Below are 19,723 nucleotides of genomic sequence, written 5' to 3'. Positions count from 1 at the left end.
CACTGACCGCCATGCGGGGGCCAAAAAGATACCGGGCAACCAGCTTGATGCCCCGAGCACCATCCCTCTCAGCCCTGCCGCGCCATCGGCTGCGCTGCCAGCCGCAGGCCCAGGGCGCGCATCACCTTCAAAATAGTGGCAAAGCTGGGGTTTCCCTGCCCTGACAGCGCCTTGTAAAGGCTCTCGCGTCCCAGGCCCGTGTCCTTGGCCAGTTGCGTCATGCCGCGCGCGCGGGCAATGGTGCCCAGCGCCTTGGCAAGAAAAGCGGCATCGTCGCCCGCCTCTTCCAGGCAGGCCTCAAAGTAGGCGGCAATGTCTTCTTCGGTCTTGAGGTACTCGGCACTGTCGTAAGGGGTGGTTTGGGTCTTGCTCACCTTGGGCTCCTAAAGGTTTTGCGCCAGTTGCAGCGCTGTCTGAATGTCTTTGGCCTGGCTGCTCTTGGGGCCACCGGCCAGCAAAATCACCAAAGTGCCGCCGCGCTCGGTGTAGTACAAGCGCCAGCCGCTGCCAAAGTGCAGCCGGCCCCATGCAGTGCGCTGATGCTGCAGCCCATTCAGACTGGTTTTGTCCAGGCGTCCTCAGCGACCGGCGAAACATTGCCCACCTTGTCCCATGCGGCCTGCGCTGCGGCAGTGCTGCTTGACAGCGCCCGTTTCTCGAAGAATTGCGCGGTTTCCATGGCGCTTATTTTTTCGGCAATGGCGACCACGAAAAACTGGTTCATGGTGGTGTCGTCGGCCGCGGCAATCCGTTTGGCGGCTTGCTTGAGGGATTCAGGCAGGCGAAGGGCGTAATTGCTCATGATGTCGAACTCCTTTGCACGGCAAGATTGAATTGTTTGAAGGTCTGCTCGGGATTGAGCACCGGAATGCCAAAACGTTTGGCGGGCTGGAAATCCTTGAGGTTATAGGTCACTATGGCATGAACCTGGGCATTGGCAGCAGCTTCCAGCACCATTTCATCGGACGGATCACGCAATTGCGGACGCCATTGATAGTGCGTGACAACCGGAGAAATCAGCCCGGCCAGTTCATTCAAAATCGCATCCACATCGCTCGCCAGCAACCCTGACACTGCCAATTGGCCGGGACGTTTGAGCACATCCTCATACTCCAGAAAGAGCGCGGGACTGCAGCACATCACGACGCTGCCACGCCTGACAAGTTGCATCAGGGCGAACGAGGGGCCTTGGCGACTGCGCGTGGCGGCTACCAGGATGTTGGTGTCGATGGTTAATCTAGGCGTAAGATTCATATCACTGGTGATATTAACATTAACGGCTTGATGCTGCTGTGCTGTAACGCAGAGTTGCTGCATCCCGTCACAGGCTGGATCAGGATTTGCCTTGCAACACGGACTGACTGGCGGGCAGCTGGACTTTAAATTGCTATGAATATGAGAGCTGCTTATGCTTTCCTGTTGTGCGCAAAAGGCCTTTTTCATGCACAAATTCATTTGCCGCGATGGACAAGAGAGAAACCATTGCACTCCGTCCTTGAATTTCCGCAGCCAAGCAAGCTTGCAGACCATCCGATGACGGTGTCAGGCCATCAATTTCAGCCCCGGCGGCAGCGACTCGCCCAGCATGCGGCGCTCGGTGGCTTCGTCGAGTTCCACCTTTTTCTCCACCATGGCCACCCAGGCCGAAGGCGCGTGGCGCTATGGGGTTCATAGCCGCCTGCATCCATTCCACGGGGCCTGCCGGCCAATCCAATGGGGCAGCCTCATCGTGCAGCCGGGCCAAACGCTCCAGGCCCCGCCACTGAGCGCATTTGAGGGCGAGCAACTGAGCCAGTACGCCCAATACGGCAACAGCCTCGTGAGCCGCAACCAGCGCGGCCTGGATGTCAAGGCGCAGATCGAGGCCCAGCAAGCCGCCCTTGCACAGGCCCAGATTCAGGAGCAGCGCTACAACCTGATGATGAGCGGCGGGCCGCGCGGGGGAACGGGTGCGGCTTACGGGGATGCGCCTGCAGCGCCAGTGAGCGCCAGCGCTGCCGCAGGCGGGCGCGGCGTGTTTGACCGCTCCGGCGCCGGAGAGCTGGACAGCCTGGTCAATGGCAACCCCCTTGCCGATGCAAGCGAGACGCTGTCGCAGGGTCTGGCCCGTGCAGTGAAAAGCGCGGCCGCCATCGCTGACGGCGCGGTGGAACTCGCCGTGAAAGGCAGCTGGAACGCCATGGGGGCAAGACCGGCCAGCAGCGTTGCCGCCTTGCCAGCGGCGCTGTTCATGGGCGGCGCCCAGGCTTACACCGAAATCCAGCGCGACTTGCAGCAGCGCTGGAGCGCCGAGATCCAAACCCCCGGCGGCCAGGCCATCGAAGCATTCGCCGGCCAGCTGCTCGAGCCCGTAGCCCAAGGCATCACGCAACTGCGCAGCTACTCGCAAAGCCAGCTGGGCGATGGCGCCACCACAGCCTTCTTTGCCACTGCGCAGTTCGGGGTTGAGGCGTTCGGTTTCTTGGGCGGCGTGTCTGGCCTAGGCAGGGGCGCGGCCCGCCTGGGCCTGGACGGCGCCTCGCTCGCGGCAGCCGGGGAAGTAGCCACCGCGCGCGTGGGACCGTTTGCTGGCGATATGGGCAACACCGTGCGGGCGGGCGCCAGCGCAATGCTCGACGCCATGCCCGGCGGCTCCAGCGCGGGCGTGCGCTGGCCGGGCTATCAGATTGGCGCGGTCGGGGACTTGGGCAATATCAGGGCGGGGGGACTGATGCGTAATGCCGCGTCGGAGGGCGGGGGGGGGGGTAATTGGGGCAAGTAGTCTAGCAGGCCGCTGAAATACCTCAAATCGAAGTTCGCCGGTTTTCAACCCCACCCGATAATCTGAAGCAGTCCCTTTTCTGACCCGATACCAACCCAGTCCATCCATGCGCGGAGCCGACACCTTCACCGAAAGCCCGTTCACGCTGCATCGCCTGGAAGACTTTGTGCCGGCCGACCATCCGTTGCGCCCGATACGCCAGATGGTCAACGCGGCGCTGGGGAAGATGGACGATTTGTTTGCCGCAATGTATGAGGCGCACAGCAAAGGCGGGCGGCCCAGCATTGCGCCTGAAAAGCTGCTGCGCGCCATGCTTTTGCAGGTTTTCTACAGCATCCGTTCGGAACGCCAGCTCATGGAACAGGTGCAGTACAACCTGCTCTACCGCTGGTTTATCGGGCTGGCGATGGAGGATGCGGTGTGGGTGCCCACGGTGTTCACGAAAAACCGTGAGCGCTTGCTTGAGCATGACGCAGTGATTGAACTGTTCAACCATGTGCTGCAAAGCGCCGACAAGCAAGGCTGGCTCTCGGGCGAGCACTTCAGCGTGGACGGCACCCTTATTCAGGCCTGGGCGAGTCACAAGAGCTTTGTGCGCAAGGACGGCAGCGACGGCGACCAGGGAGACGGCAGCTTCAAGGGGCAGACGCGCTCGAACGAGACGCACGAATCGAGCACTGACGTTGACGCCAGGCTGTACCGCAAGGGCAAGACGGCCAGCGAGCTGCGCTTCATGGGCCACACGCTGAGCGACAACCGCCACGGGTTGATTGCCAGCGCCGTGGTCACTCGGGCAGACGGCTACGCCGAGCGCGAAGCGGCCAAGGTCATGGCGCGCGATGCCCGGCAAGCCCTGCCGGACGCGCAAACCGCCCTCACGCTGGGAGCCGACAAGGGTTACGACGCGCAGGAGTTCATCGAGGCGTGCCTGGCGATGGGCGTCACGCCGCATGTGGCGCAAAACACTTCAGGACGGCGCTCGGCCGTGCCCGATGCGATTGCCCGGACAGACGGTTATGCCGTCTCGCAGCAAAAAAGAAAGCTCATCGAGCAAGGCTTTGGCTGGGCCAAAACGGTAGGAGGGATTCGCCAGGTGATGGTGCGCGGGCTTGAGCGCGTGGACCAGATGTTCGTGCTGACGATGGCTGCTTACAACCTCACGCGTATGCGCACCTTGGGACAAATCCGTCTGCAGGGGCAATAAGTGGATAAAAAAGGCGACAGGAGCGATTCAGGTCGCCAGCCGCAACGTCAAAAGGCACTGTGATTTTCAAATATGAAAAATAATCGCAAAAACAAACCACTTCGAGCCAGTTGCTGCGCCTGCGCAGTCAGTATTTCAGCAGCCTGCTAAGATAAAGGTTATAAAATTATTCGGCGGCACCGACGACACGGCATTATATATTTGCGGCATAACGTACTTATTTTGCGAACCGATGGAGCTATTCACACCAAGATCTCCATAGCCAGTTATTCCAATAGCACGACCACCGAGAATCATATCAGGACTGTGTGTGGCAGCAAACTTTGCGGAAGGATTATTAGCAAGATATTCCTGCGCGAATATATCATCCGAAATCGGATTGGCACTGCGATATGCTTTAATTGCTGAGGTTGCATCTGGAGGACGATCATTGAACGTGCCATAGTTATCAATATTGGCTTTAATCTCACCTGCCGTCAACTTATTTATTCCAGCTTCCTGATCACCGACAAGCTGCCGCATGAATTCTCTTTCCTTGCCGATTAGCAGGCTGCTGAAATACTGACTGCGCAGGCGCAGCAACTGGCTCGAAGTGGTTTGTTTTTGCGATTATTTTTCATATTTGAAAATCACAGTGCCTTTTGACGTTGCGGCTGGCGACCTGAATCGCTCCTGTCGCCTTTTTTATCCACTTATTGCCCCTGCAGACGGATTTGTCCCAAGGTGCGCATACGCGTGAGGTTGTAAGCAGCCATCGTCAGCACGAACATCTGGTCCACGCGCTCAAGCCCGCGCACCATCACCTGGCGAATCCCTCCTACCGTTTTGGCCCAGCCAAAGCCTTGCTCGATGAGCTTTCTTTTTTGCTGCGAGACGGCATAACCGTCTGTCCGGGCAATCGCATCGGGCACGGCCGAGCGCCGTCCTGAAGTGTTTTGCGCCACATGCGGCGTGACGCCCATCGCCAGGCACGCCTCGATGAACTCCTGCGCGTCGTAACCCTTGTCGGCTCCCAGCGTGAGGGCGGTTTGCGCGTCCGGCAGGGCTTGCCGGGCATCGCGCGCCATGACCTTGGCCGCTTCGCGCTCGGCGTAGCCGTCTGCCCGAGTGACCACGGCGCTGGCAATCAACCCGTGGCGGTTGTCGCTCAGCGTGTGGCCCATGAAGCGCAGCTCGCTGGCCGTCTTGCCCTTGCGGTACAGCCTGGCGTCAACGTCAGTGCTCGATTCGTGCGTCTCGTTCGAGCGCGTCTGCCCCTTGAAGCTGCCGTCTCCCTGGTCGCCGTCGCTGCCGTCCTTGCGCACAAAGCTCTTGTGACTCGCCCAGGCCTGAATAAGGGTGCCGTCCACGCTGAAGTGCTCGCCCGAGAGCCAGCCTTGCTTGTCGGCGCTTTGCAGCACATGGTTGAACAGTTCAATCACTGCGTCATGCTCAAGCAAGCGCTCACGGTTTTTCGTGAACACCGTGGGCACCCACACCGCATCCTCCATCGCCAGCCCGATAAACCAGCGGTAGAGCAGGTTGTACTGCACCTGTTCCATGAGCTGGCGTTCCGAACGGATGCTGTAGAAAACCTGCAAAAGCATGGCGCGCAGCAGCTTTTCAGGCGCAATGCTGGGCCGCCCGCCTTTGCTGTGCGCCTCATACATTGCGGCAAACAAATCGTCCATCTTCCCCAGCGCCGCGTTGACCATCTGGCGTATCGGGCGCAACGGATGGTCGGCCGGCACAAAGTCTTCCAGGCGATGCAGCGTGAACGGGCTTTCGGTGAAGGTGTCGGCTCCGCGCATGGATGGACTGGGTTGGTATCGGGTCAGAAAAGGGACTGCTTCAGATTATCGGGTGGGGTTGAAAACCGGCGAACTTCGATTTGAGGTATTTCAGCGGCCTGTTAGGACGAAAACCTTGAGTAAATTTGAACGAACTTACAATCAGACTGACTCGGTTTCCGTTGCTTCAGCCGTCAGCAAACTATCTCCAGCGGTCAGTGCTCCAGCTGGAGTGTATAACTCCGGACTAATTACAGTTCTTGATGATGAATTGGGAAGGAAAGTACTGAATGACTGGCAGTGGCTTCTTGTTGATGCCGTTGGCTTGGCGTCGACATGGCAGGGAAATATTTTTTTTTGGTCACCGAAGCATAGCGCAAGCTTTTATCTAGACACTCAACGAGGAAAAACGACATTCGTGGAAGAGAGCGTTGATGTACTGTTCAACGTATTTCTCACAAGGGAAGGAATAGGAAAAGATGTCCTATTGGAAGATTCGTTTGGTGTAATACATGCCAGAGAAGGCGATCTGAACTACTGCGAATGTTATATAGCAAAGCCGTGGCAAATGCTTGGTGGATCTGGAGAACTGGATACCTTTGGGAAAGGTGACATGGAAGTATACATGTCATTAACTGGGCAAACAATCAGAAAAATTATGTCGAAAAGCTGATGCGGTAATAGTGGCCGGATTCCAATTAAATGCAAAAACAAAACCTCTTCATGCCCCGTTCTGCCCAAACCCCGCAAAAACCGCCTCCACCTGACTTTTGAGCATCAAACAAGCCTCTTGCGCAATAGCAGCGGCCACAGACGGCTATTAATTCAATAGCATTCTGAGGCAGCAACGTCACCGGCCAGGTTCTTAACGCCGACGGCCAGGTGGCGCGCGAGCGCCAAGCCGACGGCGGCATCGTGCGGCACGACTACAACGCCTTCGGCCAGCGCACCGGCATGACCGACGCCATGGGGCGCGCCACGCGCTACGGCTACGACCAGCTCGGGCGCAACACGGACATCTCCACCGACGCCGTCACCGTGGCCACCTTCGACGGCAGCCAGATCAGCGCGCAAAGCCGCAGCCTGAACACGCGCTTTACCTACGATGGGGCCGGGCGGCGCCTCACCCAGACCAACGGCGCCGGCGAGACCCAGCGCTACGCCTGGGACGCGCGCGGCAACCAGGTCAGCACCACCGAGGCCCTGGGCCAGAGCGCGCGCAGCGCCTGGGACGCACTGGGGCGCCAGAGCGCCGCGCAAAACGCCAATGGCGACACGGCCACCTGGACCTACGACGAGCACGGCCAGCTCAGCGGCCACGGCGACATCGGCGGGGCCAGCTACGCCTACCGCTACGACAGCGCCGGCCAGCTCAGCGGGCAAACCAGCAGCCGCGGCCAGGACCAGCGCCTGGTGCGCGACGCGGCCGGGCAGGTGGTGCGCATCGACGACGCGGCCACCGGCACCACCACCGCCTACCGCTACGACGCGGGCGGCCAGCGCGTCTTCGAGCAGACCGTCGTCAACGGGGTTGAGCAGCAACGCCAGAGCCTGGCCTACGACAGCCTGGGCCGCCTGGTGCAGCTCAGCGCCATGGACGGCGTCAGCGTGCAGCGCGACTACGACGGGCAAGGCAACCTCATGCGCCAAAGCGTCACGAGCGGCGCAGCCCTGCCCCACACCAGCGAGGCGCAAACGCTCATCCCCATGGGCCGGGCCTGGACGCAGGTGGGCTCGCACCAGGAGCCCAGGAGCGTGCAGGTGCAAACGGGCACCAATGCCGACGGCAGCCCGGTCCATGAAGAGCGCACCGTCCTGGTCGATGTGCCCGACTACGGCTGGCAGGGCTTCAGCGCGCTGCGCAACACCATCAGCAGCGGCGCCCCCGCCAGCACCGGCGCGAGCCGCTACAGCCAGACCCAGTGGTACGCCTACGACCGCATGAACCGCCAGGTGCTGGTGGACGGCGCGCTCAATGGCGACGCCTCGGACCTGGCCAACCTCACGGCCGACCAGGGCCACCTCCTGGACTACGACCTGAGCGGGCAGCGCACCGGCGACACCCACATCGGGCGGCGGGTCACGCAGAATTCAGGATCAGGTCTTGCATTGCAACACTGACCGCCATGCGGGGGCCAAAAAGATACCGGGCAACCAGTTTGATGCGCCAAGCACAACCCCTCTCAGCCCTGCCGCGCCATCGGCTGCGCTGCCAGCCGCAGGCCCAGGGCGCGCATCACCTTCAAAATAGTGGCAAAGCTGGGATTGCCCTGCCCTGACAGCGCCTTGTAAAGGCTCTCGCGTCCCAGGCCTGTGTTCCTTGGCCAGTTGCGTCATGCCGCGCGCTCGGGCAATGGTGCCCAGCGCCTTGGCAAGAAAGGCGGCATCGTCGCCCGCCTCTTCCAGGCAGGCCTCAAAGTAGGCGGCAATGTCTTCCTCGGTCTTGAGGTACTCGGCACTGTCGTAAGGGGTGGTTTGGGTCTTGCTCACCTGGGGTTCCTAAAGGTTTTGCGCCAGTTGCAGCGCTGTCTGAATGTCTTTGGCCTGGCTGCTCTTGGGACCGCCGGCCAGCAAAATCACCAAAGCGCCGCCGCGCTCGGTGTAATACACCCGCCAGCCGCTGCCAAAGTGCAGCCGCAACTCGCTCACCCGGCGCCCACGGGCGCCACGTCACCGGGGTTGCCGTCCTGCAGGCGGTCAATGCGCACCTGAATCCTTGCCCTGACTTGACGGTCGGACAGGGATTCAAACCACACCTCGAACTCGTCGGTTTTCTCAAGCTGCTTCATGGTTTTACTGTATCCCATTTTATACAAAACAGGATGACAACACTGGCTTGCCCGGTCGCTTTCCCTGAAAAATCCGGTGCAGGCGTCACGCCATCAATTTCAAGCCCGGCGGCAGCGACTCGCCCAGCATGCGGCGCTCTGTAGCCTCGTCGAGTTCCACCTTTTTCTCCACCATGGCCAGCCAGGCCGAAGGCGCGTGGATGGCCCTGAGCCGCGCCATGAGCTGCTCGCGCAGGGCCAGCGGCAAATCCCGGGCGCGGTCGTCGGTCACGCGCGCCAGGTTGACGGCGGCAAAGGCGGCGGCCTCGATGCGCTTCCAGTCGAGCGCCAGCAGGTTTTCAACCCAAGCCGCCGCAGCCTCGGCCGGCACCACGTCGTGCGGGCTGCCGTGGAACGGCTCGCGCGCGCCGATGCGGCCCAGCGCCCATAAATACAGGCTGTCGTCGCCGCTGCCGTCGTGGCCCGCGCGCTGGCCCGGCTGCGGCGTGGCGATGGATTTTTGCAGCCGACCGAGCAGCCATTCGCCGATCTCGGTCTTGTAGGCGGCCGGGATGCGCTCCAGCGAAGCGCCCAGGCGCAGCATGTCGCCCTGGCTGCCCTTGACCGGCTTGGCGCCCTCAAGCCCGTCGGCGCCCTCCTCGTTGATCTGCAGGTTGAAGGCGAAATCATCGAGCAGGCGCAGCTGTGCGGGGGCATCCAGCCCACCGGCCACGCGCCGCCACAGCGTCCACCATTCGGCGCACGCCTGCTTGTCGTTGACATGCTGCACGCCGGGCGCGAACAAGGTCCAGAGCTGCTGCACCCGCCAGGCGTCGAGCGCATCGCCAAAGCCCGGGCGCAGGCCATAACCGGCCAGATTGAGCCAGACCCGTTCATGCTCGGCGCTGCGCCGCCGCCCGCGCGCGCGCTGCCACAAGGCATCGAACAGCTGGCGCAGCACCGGCGTGGTCCATTGCGTGCGGTCGCCGAGCAGGCGCTCCAGCTGCGCGCGCAGCTGCGTCACGTCCTTGGTTTTGACCTGCTGCTTGTTGGTGCCAAAAATGCGGTCGATCTGGCTGATGGCGTCCGTCATACGGGCGGCCAGCCGGCGGTCTTCGGGGCTGCGCGGGTCGGTGGCGTCGGCATCCTGCTGGCGCAGGTCAAACGCCAGCAGCCAGCGCTGGCCGGCATCAAGCAGGCTGACGCAGTGCAGCTCCAGCGTGCCGACTTCGGTCAGCGAGGTCGCGAGCTGCACCGGAATGTCCTGTCGGCTCGGCGCTGGCTGGCCGGTGGCCGCCGCGCCAGGCGCGGCCTGCAGCACGATCACGAGGGGCGGCAGGCGCACCAGCGCGTCTTCATTCAGCGTGACCAGTTCACCGAGCCGGGACGGCGCCTGGTCGGCCTCGTCGGCCACCGCGCTGAACAGCTGGAAGCGCACCGGCTGGCCGACGCGCAGGGCAAAGGTCCGGTCTTTCAGCAGCATTTCCTGGCCCGGTTCGCTGCCGCGCGGCAGGATGCAGATGCCGCGCGCCTTCGCAGAGCCTCTTGAATCATCGAGGCGCAAAAAGTAGCTGCGTGCCGAGCCGCCGCCGATGCGCGGCGCCTGGCCCTTTTGCGACAAGGCATAGGCGACCGCGCCGCGCGCCACGGCCACGTCGGGGTTGTCGTTGTGCAGCAGGCGCAGCGGCTCGCCGCGCCAGTCGCCCAGCGTCTGCGCCAGCCGCCGGACCAGCGCGTCGGCGCGAAACACGCCGCCATTGAGCAGCAGCGCATCGGGCATTTGCGGCCCATGCTGGCGCAAAAAGTCGGCGATGTGGCGGGTGATGGCCGCATCGCGCGCATACGGCAGGCCGAAGGCGACGATGCCGCTGCGCGCCTGCCGGACCTGCGCGTTCGCATCCACCTGGGGAAAAAACCCGTCCACGATGAGCTGCTCGACCTCCTGGCGCGCCAGCATCACCGAGCGGCTGCCGCCAATCAGCCGGGCGCCGCCGCCCAGCAGCGTGACGGGCGCCTGTTCGGGCGCGTCGGCGGCCAGCAGCAGTTCCTTCGCCGCGCGGCAGCGGTCCATCAGTTGCGCCAGCCGGCTGGCCGACAGCGGCGCGGCAGATGCGCCACCCGTGCCGCCCATGCGGCTTTCGACCGCATGCGCCAGCGCCAGGTCCATGTTGTCGCCGCCCAGCATCAAATGGTTGCCCACGCCGATGCGGGTCAGTTGCGGCTGGCCACCGGCCCATTCGACCTCGATCAGGCTGAGGTCGGTGGTGCCGCCGCCGACATCGCAGACCAGCACGCGCCGGGTTTGCGCCAGCGCCTCGGCCAGTTGATGGCGGTGGCGCAGCAGCCAGTCGTAGAACACCGCCTGGGGTTCTTCGAGCAGGCGCACCCTGGGCAGGCCGGCCAGGCGCGCGGCGCTCAGCGTCAGCGCGCGGGCGCCTTCGTCGAAGGACGCCGGCACGGTCAGCACCAGTTCCTGCTGCTCCAGCGGGCTGCCCGGAAAGCGCGCGTTCCAGGCCTGCCGGACATAACGAAGATAGCTGGCGCTGGCCTCGACGGGCGAGACTTTGTTTACATCGTCAGGCGCGCCCCAGGGCAGGATGGGCGCCAGCCGGTCCACCGCCGCATGCGAGAGCCAGCTTTTGGCGCTGGCCACCAGCCGGCCCGGCACCTGCGCGCCCAGCTTGCGCGCCAGTTCCCCGAACACCACCGGCGCCGGGCCGGGTTCAGGCTGCGCAGGCCAGGGCAATTGCAGCGCGCTAGCATCCAGTTCGCCCGGCGCCGCGTGGTAGCGCACCGAGGGCAGCAGCGGCCGTGCGGCGACTTCACCGGGCGCGACCAGCTGCTCGATGTCGAACAAGCGGATGTCGGCCGGCCCGCCCTGCCCCGCCAGCGGCGCATAGGCGACGACGGTGTGGGTGGTACCCAGGTCGATGCCGACGATGTAGTGGCTCATGAATGCGGTTTACGCGCTACGGGCCAGCGAGGGAAATTGGCATTCCAGCGCGCAAGGTTCAAGACCACGCAGGACTGAACCAGGGCGCCGCTCCAGCGCGGACCGGCAGAGCCCACCGGAAGCTGGCGCTGCAGCTCCTTGCCCATCACCGACAGCAAGGCGTTGTCCAGGGTCAGCAGGCACAGGTAGCGGATGGGTTTATCGACTTTGCCCTCGGCCCAGCGGTACAGCCAGGTGTCGCGGAACTTGTGTTTCAACACCTCGCGCAAATGGCTGAAGCAGGCCAGGCGCGCATTGCGCTGCACAGTGTCAAGGGCGCGCTTGAAGTCGTAGTCATCGGCGGCATGGAAGTCCTTGATTTCGATGAACAAATAGTCTGACGGCAACTCCACTACCAGATCAACCGCTTTCATCGCATGCGACAGGCCATGGAAATGGGGCTGGGTCTTGTCTTTTTCGTCAAAGCAAAACATGTCAAGGGCATCGGGAAAATGAAACTCGAAACCATCGGCCTCAACTTTCATCGCCCCAGGCCTCCCATGGTTTGCTGGATTTCACGGTCCACCAGGCCTGCAAAGGCTTCATCAATGGCGTTGGGGCTCAAGGCGTCGTAGTCGGTGAACGAGCCAGCCTTGATGCTGCCGCCGTCATCGCGGTACAGGCTGTGAAACAGCAGCTGGTCCGTCGCGGCCTTTTGCAGATCGAACTCCTTGAGCAGGGAATAGTTGTGGGTGCTGATGAAAAGCTGCACGCCCATGCGCTGCAGTTCAATCAAAATCTCGACCACCGTGCGCATCAGCTTGGGATTGAGGTTGGTTTCAGGCTCGTCCCACAGCAACACACTGCCATTGAGCAGCGTGCCGTTTTGAATCAAGACCCACAGCAGGCCCAGCTTGCGAATGCCTTCGGCCAGCAGCGTGAATTCCAGTTCGCCCTGCTGGCTTTTCAGGAAAAACTCTTCGTTTTTGGCAATGACCTTTCCATCCATCGACTGCTGGAGAATGTCCAGCAGCTTTTTTCGGGCCGGGTCGGCAGGGCCTTTGAGCGAGCCCAGGAACACCCGGTCGATGATGTCGGCATACACCTCTTCGAAGTGAATGTGGCGCAGGCTGTAGAGCGAGCGAAACCCCGGCGCGTTGGCCATCATGTCCTTGACCGGGATGTACACCGACTCCACCGGATGCTCCTGCCATAGCTTGTGCGCCCCCGAAACGGTGGCTTTGGCCGGCTCTTTGGTGTGGTTGGACAGGGACAGCTTGATGGCAATGGACTTGCCCAGGCCTTCGACATGGCGGCTCACCTCGAAGCTGCCGGTGGTGCTGACGGACTTGCGCTTGACCAAGCGGCCTATCTGCTCGCCCGAGGGCAAGAACACCCGGTTCACCTTGTCCGCCAGCGATTTCTGGTTTTTGCTGACATCGCAAGCGGCATAGACGGCTTTGAGCAGGTGGGTCTTGCCGGTGCCGTTTTCCCCAATGAACAGGTTGATGCCTGGAGAAAACCGCAGGGTCAAACTCTCAAAGGCGGTAAACCGCTCCAGCTTGATTTGCTCAATCATGGTCAGTGCCTTTTGTCTTTAGCTGTTCGCGCGCACGTCGAACTCCACCTTCCAGTGCTCGCCGCCCTGCGTGGCGACGGCGGTCAGCTCCAGCGTGCCGGTGTCGGTGGCGACGGCGCGCAGCCTGACCTGCACGATTTCGCCGGCCTGCCGGCCTTCGGCGGGCAAGGTCGCCTGGATGTCGCCCAGCTCCTGCAACTCGTCGGGCTGCCAGAAGTCGAGCAGCGTGCCAAGCTGGTCCTGGCGCCGCACCGACGAGCCGAAAAAGCGCAGGTGCATGGCCTCGCCCACGACCAGGCCGAATTCCTGCGTCTGCAGGTCGGCCTCGATGCCTTCCTCCATGCCGAAGGGCGCAATGCACAGCGCCTGGATCGGCGGCTCGAAACCGGGAATGGCCGGCATCGACGATTCGACCGCCACGTAGTAGGCGCGCGCCGTGCCGCCCCGGATGCGCACGCCCTGGCCGCGCCGCACATAGCCGTAATACGCCGCGCCGCGCGCCACCGCCAGGTCCATGTCGGCGCCCGCGAGTGCGCGCGCCGGCGCGGCCTGCTCGGCGGCCAGCCAGCCGTTCAGCGTCGCCAGCGTGCGCTCGGCCAGGATGTCGGACTTGAAGACGCCGCCGTTGAACAGCACGGCCGTCGGATGCAGAAAGCTGGCGCCCGCATCGACCTTGCCGGCAAAGCCTTCGAGTTCGGCGGTGGCCCCGGCCTGGCGCCCCAGCAGCGCAGCCAGATGGCGCGTCACGCCGGCGTCCTGCGCGTAAGGCAGGCCGAGCTGCGTCAGGCCGCCCCGGGCGCGGTTCACCGGGCGGGTCGCCGCCTCCACCTCGGGGAAAAAGCCTTCCAGCAGCGCGCTGCGCACTTCGTCCTGGGTCAGTTCGGTGCGCACCGAGCCGCCTATCAGCTTGGAGCCGCGACTTGGCACGACGATGGGCTGCGCCTGCAGGCTGGCGTCGCTGAGCAGGCTTTCCTTGGCGCTGCGGCAGGCGTAGGTCAGCGCGCGCATCTGCCAGGGGTCGAGCTGCTTGCCCTCGGCCGCGAGCTTGCGCGCCACGACGTGCGCCAGCATCAGGTCCATGTTGTCGCCGCCGAGCAGGATGTGGTCGCCCACGGCCACGCGGTGCAATTCGAGGTTGCCTTCGCGCTCCAGCACGGCAATCAGCGAGAAGTCGCTGGTGCCGCCGCCCACGTCGATCACCAGGATGATCTCGCCCGGCTTGACGTCCTTGCGCCACTTGCCGCTGCTCGCCTGAATCCAGTTGTAGAGCGCGGCCTGCGGCTCTTCGAGCAGCGTCAGCGAGGTGTAGCCGGCAGCGCGGGCGGCCTCGGCGGTCAGCTCGCGCGCGGCCGGGTCGAACGAGGCCGGAATCGTAACGGTCACGTCCTGCCGGTCGAACGGCGCCTCGGGGTGCGCGTGGTCCCAGGCCTGGCGCAGGTGCGCCAGGTAGCGGGTCGAGGCTTCGAGCGGCGAGACGCGCGCCACTTCAGGCGGCGCATCGTTGGGCAGGATGGCCGCGCGCCGGTCCACGCCGGGGTGGCAGAGCCAGCTTTTGGCGCTGGACACCAAACGGATCGGCGTCTGCGCGCCACGCGTGCGCGCCATTTCGCCGACGGCAAAGTCCTGCTCGCCGTTCCACGGCAGCGCCAGGTCGCCTGCGGCGAGTTCGCTTTCATGCGGCAGGTAGAGGAAGGACGGCAGCAAGGCCAGGCTCTCCACGCTGCCCGGCGCGCTCAACTGCGGGATGTCGAGCACGCCGTAGCTGGTCTTTTCGCCATCGCTGGCGCCGATATCGACATAGGCCAGCGCGCAGTGCGTGGTGCCCAGGTCAATGCCGATGGAAAACTGCGGCTCGCCCGCAGCGGTTTCGGTGCTTTCGGTGCCTGCGGCGCTGATGGCCTGTGCGGCCTTGGTGGTCTTGGCGGCGTTCACAGTTCCACCTCGGCCTGGGCCAGCACGGTGGCGTCATGGGCGGCGCCCAGCTTGGGCAATTTGACTTCGGTGGCGCGCCAGCCCCGGTGGCTCAAGGCGCCCTTGAACGGTGCCTGGCCGACCACGTTGCCGGTCAGGCGGATGGCCCGGGCGTCAAACCCGTCATTCAGCGTAATGCGGCTGCCCTCGGCTTCGGGGCGGACCGGCGCCAGGGTGAAATGCTCGCGCAGCACCTTGGCGCAGCCTTCGTGCACCAGCCGGGCCGGGCCGCCGATCTCGGCGTCGCTGTAGCCGCTCAGGTCTTCCTGGACGAAGTCGATCAGGCGCGCGTCGCGCTGCAGCAGGGCCAGCAGTTGCAGCGCGGCGTCGGGCGTGGCCTGTTTCAGTGGCGCGGGCGGCGCAGCAACGGGCGGCGCGGGTGCGGCGGGTGCGGCATCCTCGCGCAGCCCAAGCACGCGGCTCGCATAGACAGGATCTGACAGGCTGCTGAAAAAAGCGCCAAAGGCGATGGGAATGCGTCGCAAAAATGAAGGATTCGCGTCTGGCGTTGATGGGGTCATTAAGGGCTCCTGATTACGCCGGCTTGCGGCCGAACATGGGTGGATTGGACGGGAAGCGGATCACAAAAAACGGCCGGGACGACACGCCAGCGGCATGGCGCCGGGCGCGTCGCCGGCAGCGTTATTTTCCAAGGATGGGCATCAAATGCTGCCCGCTTGTGAAATTCCCGGTTGCAAGCGTCTATTGTCTCCACAAAAAAACACCTGATGAGCGGGCCGCTCACTATTTTCAAGCATAAAAAAGGCCTTTTGCGCTTATGCGGTGAGCGCTACCAGCTACTTAATTCATAGCAAATTGCGCTGCCTTGCCCAGGCACGCTGGCAGCCAGGGTATTGAACGGCGCCAGCGCCGCGTGTCGCCATGCGAAGGCCAAAGTCGCCGGACTCGTTACACCGCGTGACTGGAAGTTACAGTGATTACCCTCGTTACGTACGCTGATTGAACGCTTTTCCGTGGCGACGGCTTGACGGCGCCTGCCAGCCCCCTATAGTCCGGCTCCAGCCTGCGGACAAGGCGCTATCTGGCCCCGTTGTTCCGGTCAATGTGTTTCACCTTCAATGTTCAGGAGCCGTCCATGCACCCCAAATTTGCTCTTAAATTCATAGCTGCTTGTGCAATAGTAGCAAGCGCAACAGCCGGTTTTTCGCAAGAAGTTATCAAGATCGCCAACATTGTCGAGCTGTCCGGCAGCGGCGCCACCGCCGGCACCAATTTCAAGAACGGCATCGAACTGGCGGTCAAGGAAATCAACGCCTCGGGCGGCATCCTGGGCAAGCAGATCCAGACCACCACCAGCGACACCCAGAGCAACCCCGGCGTGGCCAAGGGACTGACGCAAAAAGCCATCGACAACGACGTGTTCGCCATTTTCGGCCCGGTGTTCTCCGGCTCCATCATGGTCAGCATGGCCGAGTCGCGCCGCGCCGAGGTGCCCAACTTCACCGGCGGCGAGGCGGCAGCCATCACCGAGCAGGGGAATCCGTATGTGTTTCGCACCAGCTTCACCCAGGCGACCGCCATGCCCAAGGTGGCGCGCTACATGAGCGACCAGGCCAAGCTCAAGACCATCGCCGTCATCTATGTCAACAACGACTTCGGCAAGGGCGGGCTGGACATGCTGAAAAAGGCCCTCGAAGACTCGTCAACGCGCATCACCACCGCCATTTCCACCGATGCCGGCCAGGTGGATTTTTCGGCCGCAGTGCTCAAGGCCAAGCAGAGCAACGCCGAGGGCGTGTTTGTTTATTCCAATGAAGAAGAGTCGGCGCGCATCCTGCGCGAGCTGCGCAAGCAGGGCTGGACCAAGCCCATCATTGGCGAAACCACGCTGACCGGCCAGAAGGTCATCGAGCTGGCCGGCGACGCCGCCAACGGCGCGATTGCCCATGTCGGCCTGACCGTCAATGCCCCGGTGCCGGCGGTTCGCGCCTTCAGCGCCAGGTTCGAGAAGGAATACAGCTACCTGTCGGACCACAACGGCATGAAAGGCTATTCGGGCATTTACTTTTTGAAGGCGGCGATTGACAAGGTGGGCAAGCTCGACCGCAAGGCGGTGGCCGATGCGATGCACCACCTGAAAGTCAACAGCGACCGCTACCCCGGCGCGCTGATGTACACCGAATTCGACGGCAAGGGCGATCTGGACCGCATGAGCTTCATGGTCGAGGTCAAGAAAGGCAAGCAGGAAGTGATAGCTTTCGTGCCCCCGCTGGGCTTGAGCCGCAAGCCGGTGGCCGTTGCCGCAGCGCCTGCGCCTGACATCGCGGCGGCGCAGCCGAAGAAAAAGTAGCCCATGGGCGAGCCGGGTCAGGGTTTTGACCTGTCATGGCGCGGCATAAAAAAACGGCATCCGAAGATGCCGTTTTTTTTCGCGAACCTGCGGCATGCCGCAAGTCCGCATCCGCCGGCGTTTAGGCCTGCGCCGCGCTCAACGCTGCGTTGAAGGTCGCGCTCGGGCGCATCACGGCCTTGACCTTCTCCGCATCCAGCAGGTAGTAGCCGCCGATGTCGGCCGGCTTGCCCTGCACCTCCTTGAACTCGGCGACGATCTGCGCTTCGTTCTCGGCCAGCGATTTGGCCAGCGGCGCGAACCGTGCCTGCAGCGCCGCGTCTTGCGTCTGTTCGGCCAAGGCCTGCGCCCAGTACATCGCCAGGTAGAAATGGCTGCCCCGGTTGTCCAGTTCGCCGGTACGGGTCTTGGGGCCCTTGTTGTTGTCCAGCAGCTTGCCGGTGGCGGCGTCCAGCGTCCTGGCCAGCAGCTTGGCCTGGTCGTTGCCGGTCTTGATCCCCAGGTCTTCCAGCGACACGGCCAGCGCCAGGAACTCGCCCAGCGAGTCCCAGCGCAGGTGGTTTTCCTCCACCAGCTGCTGCACATGCTTGGGCGCCGAGCCGCCGGCGCCGGTTTCGTACATGCCGCCGCCGGCCATCAGGGGCACGATGGACAGCATCTTGGCGCTGGTGCCCAGTTCCATGATCGGGAACAGGTCGGTCAGGTAGTCGCGCAGGATGTTGCCGGTGGCGCTGATGGTGTCCTCGCCGCGGCTCACGCGCTCCAGCGTGTAGCGCATGGCGCGCACCTGGCTCATGATCTGGATGTCCAGCCCGCTGGTATTGTGCTCGTGCAGGTACATCTTGACCTTGGTGATCAGCTGGGCCTCGTGCGGACGGTAGGCGTCGAGCCAGAACACCACCGGCATGCCGGAGTTGCGGGCACGATTCACTGCCAGCTTCACCCAGTCGCGGATGGCGGCGTCCTTGCACTGGCACATGCGCCAGATGTCGCCAGCTTCCACGTTCTGGCTCAGCAGCACTTCGCCAGTAGCAACGTCAGTGATGTTGGCGACGCCGTCTTCGCTGATCTCGAAGGTCTTGTCGTGCGAGCCGTATTCCTCGGCCTGCTGGGCCATCAGGCCGACGTTGGGCACGGTGCCCATGGTCTTGGGATCGAAGGCACCATGCCACTTGCAGAAGTTGATGATCTCCTGGTAGATGCGGGCAAAGGTCGATTCGGGCATCACGGCCTTGACGTCCTTCAGGCGGCCGTCGGCGCCCCACATCTTGCCGCCGTTGCGGATCATCGCGGGCATGGACGCATCGACGATCACGTCATTGGGCGAATGGAAGTTGGTGATGCCCTTGGCCGAATCGACCATGGCCAGCTCGGGTCGGTGCTCGTGGCAGGCGTGCAGGTCGCGCTTGATCTCGTCCTGCGTGCTCTGCGGCAGGGTGGAAATCTTGTCGTACAGGTTGGCCATGCCGTTGTTGACGTTCACGCCCAGCTCGTCGAACAGCTTGGCGTGCTTTTCGAAGGCGTCCTTGTAGAAAATTTTCACGCAGTGGCCGAACACGATGGGGTGCGAGACCTTCATCATCGTGGCCTTGACGTGCAGCGAGAACATCACGCCGGTCTTGTAGGCGTCGTCGATTTCCTGCTCGTAGAAGTCCAGCAGTTCCTTCTTGCTCATGAACATGCTGTCGATGACCTCGCGGTCCAGCAGCTTGGTCAGGGCTTTGAGCACGATGGTCTTGCCGCTTTTCGTGATCAGCTCCATCTTCACGTCGCGCGCCTTGTCCAGCGTCATCGACTTTTCGCCGTGGTAGAAGTCGCCGTGGTGCATGTGCGAGACGTGCGAGCGCGACGCCTGGCTCCAGTCGGCCATCGAATGCGGATTCTTGCGCGCGTAGTTCTTCACGGCCAGCGGGGCGCGGCGGTCGGAGTTGCCTTCGCGCAGCACCGGGTTGACGGAGCTGCCGATGCAGCGGGCATAGCGCGCGCGAATCGCCTTGTCCTCGTCGCTCTTGGGGCTTTCGGGGTAGTCCGGAAGGTTGAAACCCTTGGACTGCAGCTCCTTGATGGCGCTGACCAGTTGCCCCTGCGAAGCGCTGATGTTGGGCAGCTTGATGATGTTGGTGTCGGGATCCTGCGTCAGGCGGCCGAGTTCGGCCAGCGTGTTGGGAACCTTCTGCGCGTCGCTCAGGAACTCGGGAAATTCGGCCAGCACCCGGGCCGCGACCGAGATGTCGCTCTCGGCGACTTCAATGCCGGCAGGCGCGGTGAAGGCGCGCACGACGGGCAGAAACGACCAGGTCGCCAGCAGTGGCGCCTCGTCGGTGAGCGTGTAGATGATTTTTGATTTTCCGGCAGTCATGGTGATCCTCTTGCTGTTTGGGGGTTGAGCTGGCTTGGCAATATAGGGGATTCCCCTGTCGTCAACCTG

At 63.1% G+C, this 19,723-nt stretch carries 20 protein-coding genes and 1 pseudogene; 5 read left to right on the top strand and 16 right to left on the bottom strand.

The annotated features are described in order from the left end of the window. Positions 1-68 precede the first annotated feature (68 nt). From ABLV49_RS02490 to ABLV49_RS02470, 5 genes are all read right to left on the bottom strand, one after another. Positions 69-374: an addiction module antidote protein gene (locus ABLV49_RS02490; protein WP_349280036.1), complete on the bottom strand. Its 306-nt coding sequence runs from the start codon at positions 372-374 to the stop codon at positions 69-71. Between the two features lie 9 nt (positions 375-383). Then, entirely contained in the window at positions 384-494 is a 111-nt protein-coding gene (locus tag ABLV49_RS02485) for an addiction module toxin RelE (RefSeq protein ID WP_349280035.1), read from the bottom strand. 59 nt (positions 495-553) lie between these two features. Next, positions 554-802, bottom strand: a complete 249-nt coding sequence (locus ABLV49_RS02480) for a hypothetical protein (protein ID WP_349280034.1) — start codon at positions 800-802, stop codon at positions 554-556. After that, positions 799-1,443: a putative toxin-antitoxin system toxin component, PIN family gene (locus ABLV49_RS02475; protein ID WP_349280033.1), complete on the bottom strand. Its 645-nt coding sequence runs from the start codon at positions 1,441-1,443 to the stop codon at positions 799-801. The genes ABLV49_RS02480 and ABLV49_RS02475 overlap by 4 nt, the downstream gene beginning before the upstream one ends. 99 nt (positions 1,444-1,542) lie before the next feature. After that, a complete protein-coding gene (locus ABLV49_RS02470; RefSeq protein ID WP_349280032.1) occupies positions 1,543-1,632 on the bottom strand; it encodes a hypothetical protein in 90 nt (29 codons plus the stop codon). Between ABLV49_RS02470 and ABLV49_RS02465 the strand changes: the two genes are divergently transcribed. Together ABLV49_RS02465 and ABLV49_RS02460 are read left to right on the top strand one after the other, a co-directional pair. Continuing rightward, positions 1,631-2,761 (top strand): hypothetical protein, encoded by a 1,131-nt coding sequence (locus ABLV49_RS02465; RefSeq protein ID WP_349280031.1) that lies wholly within the window; start codon positions 1,631-1,633, stop codon positions 2,759-2,761. The genes ABLV49_RS02470 and ABLV49_RS02465 overlap by 2 nt on opposite strands. 106 nt (positions 2,762-2,867) lie before the next feature. Then, on the top strand, positions 2,868-3,965 hold the full coding sequence (locus tag ABLV49_RS02460) for an IS5 family transposase (RefSeq protein ID WP_349277217.1): 1,098 nt from the start codon (positions 2,868-2,870) through the stop codon (positions 3,963-3,965). A gap of 135 nt (positions 3,966-4,100) precedes the next feature. Here ABLV49_RS02460 and ABLV49_RS02455 read toward each other — a convergent pair whose 3' ends face one another. Both ABLV49_RS02455 and ABLV49_RS02450 read right to left on the bottom strand, forming a co-directional pair. After that, on the bottom strand, positions 4,101-4,547 hold the full coding sequence (locus ABLV49_RS02455; RefSeq protein WP_349280030.1) for a polymorphic toxin type 15 domain-containing protein: 447 nt from the start codon (positions 4,545-4,547) through the stop codon (positions 4,101-4,103). Between the two features lie 110 nt (positions 4,548-4,657). Continuing rightward, entirely contained in the window at positions 4,658-5,755 is a 1,098-nt protein-coding gene (locus ABLV49_RS02450) for an IS5 family transposase (RefSeq protein WP_349277217.1), read from the bottom strand. A gap of 115 nt (positions 5,756-5,870) precedes the next feature. On the opposite strand from ABLV49_RS02450, the gene ABLV49_RS02445 reads away from it, so the two are divergent. Both ABLV49_RS02445 and ABLV49_RS02440 read left to right on the top strand, forming a co-directional pair. Further along, positions 5,871-6,407 (top strand): T6SS immunity protein Tdi1 domain-containing protein, encoded by a 537-nt coding sequence (locus tag ABLV49_RS02445; RefSeq protein WP_349280029.1) that lies wholly within the window; start codon positions 5,871-5,873, stop codon positions 6,405-6,407. A 209-nt stretch (positions 6,408-6,616) separates the two neighbouring features. After that, positions 6,617-7,855 (top strand): hypothetical protein, encoded by a 1,239-nt coding sequence (locus ABLV49_RS02440; protein WP_349280028.1) that lies wholly within the window; start codon positions 6,617-6,619, stop codon positions 7,853-7,855. Between the two features lie 62 nt (positions 7,856-7,917). On the opposite strand, the pseudogene ABLV49_RS02435 reads toward ABLV49_RS02440, so the two are convergent. From ABLV49_RS02435 to ABLV49_RS02405, 8 genes and pseudogenes are all read right to left on the bottom strand, one after another. After that, a pseudogene (locus ABLV49_RS02435) lies at positions 7,918-8,224 on the bottom strand (addiction module antidote protein). A gap of 9 nt (positions 8,225-8,233) precedes the next feature. Beyond that, positions 8,234-8,383 (bottom strand): type II toxin-antitoxin system RelE/ParE family toxin, encoded by a 150-nt coding sequence (locus ABLV49_RS25990; RefSeq protein WP_432280020.1) that lies wholly within the window; start codon positions 8,381-8,383, stop codon positions 8,234-8,236. Further along, entirely contained in the window at positions 8,380-8,523 is a 144-nt protein-coding gene (locus ABLV49_RS25985; RefSeq protein WP_432280019.1) for a hypothetical protein, read from the bottom strand. Before ABLV49_RS25985 ends, ABLV49_RS25990 begins: the two co-directional genes overlap by 4 nt. An 85-nt stretch (positions 8,524-8,608) precedes the next feature. Continuing rightward, complete coding sequence (locus ABLV49_RS02425) at positions 8,609-11,455, bottom strand: Hsp70 family protein (protein ID WP_349280027.1); 2,847 nt, start codon at positions 11,453-11,455, stop codon at positions 8,609-8,611. Next, entirely contained in the window at positions 11,452-11,979 is a 528-nt protein-coding gene (locus ABLV49_RS02420) for a hypothetical protein (protein WP_349280026.1), read from the bottom strand. Before ABLV49_RS02420 ends, ABLV49_RS02425 begins: the two co-directional genes overlap by 4 nt. Further along, a complete protein-coding gene (locus tag ABLV49_RS02415; protein ID WP_349280025.1) occupies positions 11,976-13,013 on the bottom strand; it encodes an AAA family ATPase in 1,038 nt (345 codons plus the stop codon). The genes ABLV49_RS02420 and ABLV49_RS02415 overlap by 4 nt, the downstream gene beginning before the upstream one ends. Before the next feature lie 18 nt (positions 13,014-13,031). Next, positions 13,032-14,909: an Hsp70 family protein gene (locus tag ABLV49_RS02410; protein WP_349281575.1), complete on the bottom strand. Its 1,878-nt coding sequence runs from the start codon at positions 14,907-14,909 to the stop codon at positions 13,032-13,034. 32 nt (positions 14,910-14,941) lie between these two features. Continuing rightward, positions 14,942-15,505, bottom strand: coding sequence for a DUF2760 domain-containing protein (locus tag ABLV49_RS02405; RefSeq protein ID WP_349280024.1), 564 nt, complete (start codon positions 15,503-15,505; stop codon positions 14,942-14,944). Positions 15,506-16,080: 575 nt separating this feature from the next. On the opposite strand from ABLV49_RS02405, the gene ABLV49_RS02400 reads away from it, so the two are divergent. Beyond that, on the top strand, positions 16,081-17,295 hold the full coding sequence (locus tag ABLV49_RS02400; protein ID WP_349280023.1) for an ABC transporter substrate-binding protein: 1,215 nt from the start codon (positions 16,081-16,083) through the stop codon (positions 17,293-17,295). Positions 17,296-17,416: 121 nt separating this feature from the next. On the opposite strand, the gene ABLV49_RS02395 is transcribed toward ABLV49_RS02400, so the two are convergent. Then, positions 17,417-19,654 (bottom strand): NADP-dependent isocitrate dehydrogenase, encoded by a 2,238-nt coding sequence (locus ABLV49_RS02395; protein WP_349280022.1) that lies wholly within the window; start codon positions 19,652-19,654, stop codon positions 17,417-17,419. Positions 19,655-19,723 lie beyond the last annotated feature (69 nt).

The organism is Polaromonas hydrogenivorans (genome assembly GCF_040105105.1).
Lineage (GTDB): Bacteria > Pseudomonadota > Gammaproteobacteria > Burkholderiales > Burkholderiaceae_C > Polaromonas > Polaromonas hydrogenivorans.
Note: the sequence above shows the minus strand (reverse complement) of the source record. Positions and strands in the feature narration are given on the sequence as shown.

Coding starts and splice junctions, on each gene's coding strand:
- ABLV49_RS02480 (WP_349280034.1), bottom strand. CDS start 802: ATGAGCAATTACGCCCTTCGCCTGCCTGAATCCCTCAAGCAAGCCGCC.
- ABLV49_RS02475 (WP_349280033.1), bottom strand. CDS start 1,443: ATGAAAAAGGCCTTTTGCGCACAACAGGAAAGCATAAGCAGCTCTCAT.
- ABLV49_RS02465 (WP_349280031.1), top strand. CDS start 1,631: ATGGCCACCCAGGCCGAAGGCGCGTGGCGCTATGGGGTTCATAGCCGC.
- ABLV49_RS02470 (WP_349280032.1), bottom strand. CDS start 1,632: ATGGTGGAGAAAAAGGTGGAACTCGACGAAGCCACCGAGCGCCGCATG.
- ABLV49_RS02460 (WP_349277217.1), top strand. CDS start 2,868: ATGCGCGGAGCCGACACCTTCACCGAAAGCCCGTTCACGCTGCATCGC.
- ABLV49_RS02450 (WP_349277217.1), bottom strand. CDS start 5,755: ATGCGCGGAGCCGACACCTTCACCGAAAGCCCGTTCACGCTGCATCGC.
- ABLV49_RS25985 (WP_432280019.1), bottom strand. CDS start 8,523: ATGAAGCAGCTTGAGAAAACCGACGAGTTCGAGGTGTGGTTTGAATCC.
- ABLV49_RS02425 (WP_349280027.1), bottom strand. CDS start 11,455: ATGAGCCACTACATCGTCGGCATCGACCTGGGTACCACCCACACCGTC.
- ABLV49_RS02420 (WP_349280026.1), bottom strand. CDS start 11,979: ATGAAAGTTGAGGCCGATGGTTTCGAGTTTCATTTTCCCGATGCCCTT.
- ABLV49_RS02415 (WP_349280025.1), bottom strand. CDS start 13,013: ATGATTGAGCAAATCAAGCTGGAGCGGTTTACCGCCTTTGAGAGTTTG.
- ABLV49_RS02405 (WP_349280024.1), bottom strand. CDS start 15,505: ATGACCCCATCAACGCCAGACGCGAATCCTTCATTTTTGCGACGCATT.
- ABLV49_RS02400 (WP_349280023.1), top strand. CDS start 16,081: ATGCACCCCAAATTTGCTCTTAAATTCATAGCTGCTTGTGCAATAGTA.
- ABLV49_RS02395 (WP_349280022.1), bottom strand. CDS start 19,654: ATGACTGCCGGAAAATCAAAAATCATCTACACGCTCACCGACGAGGCG.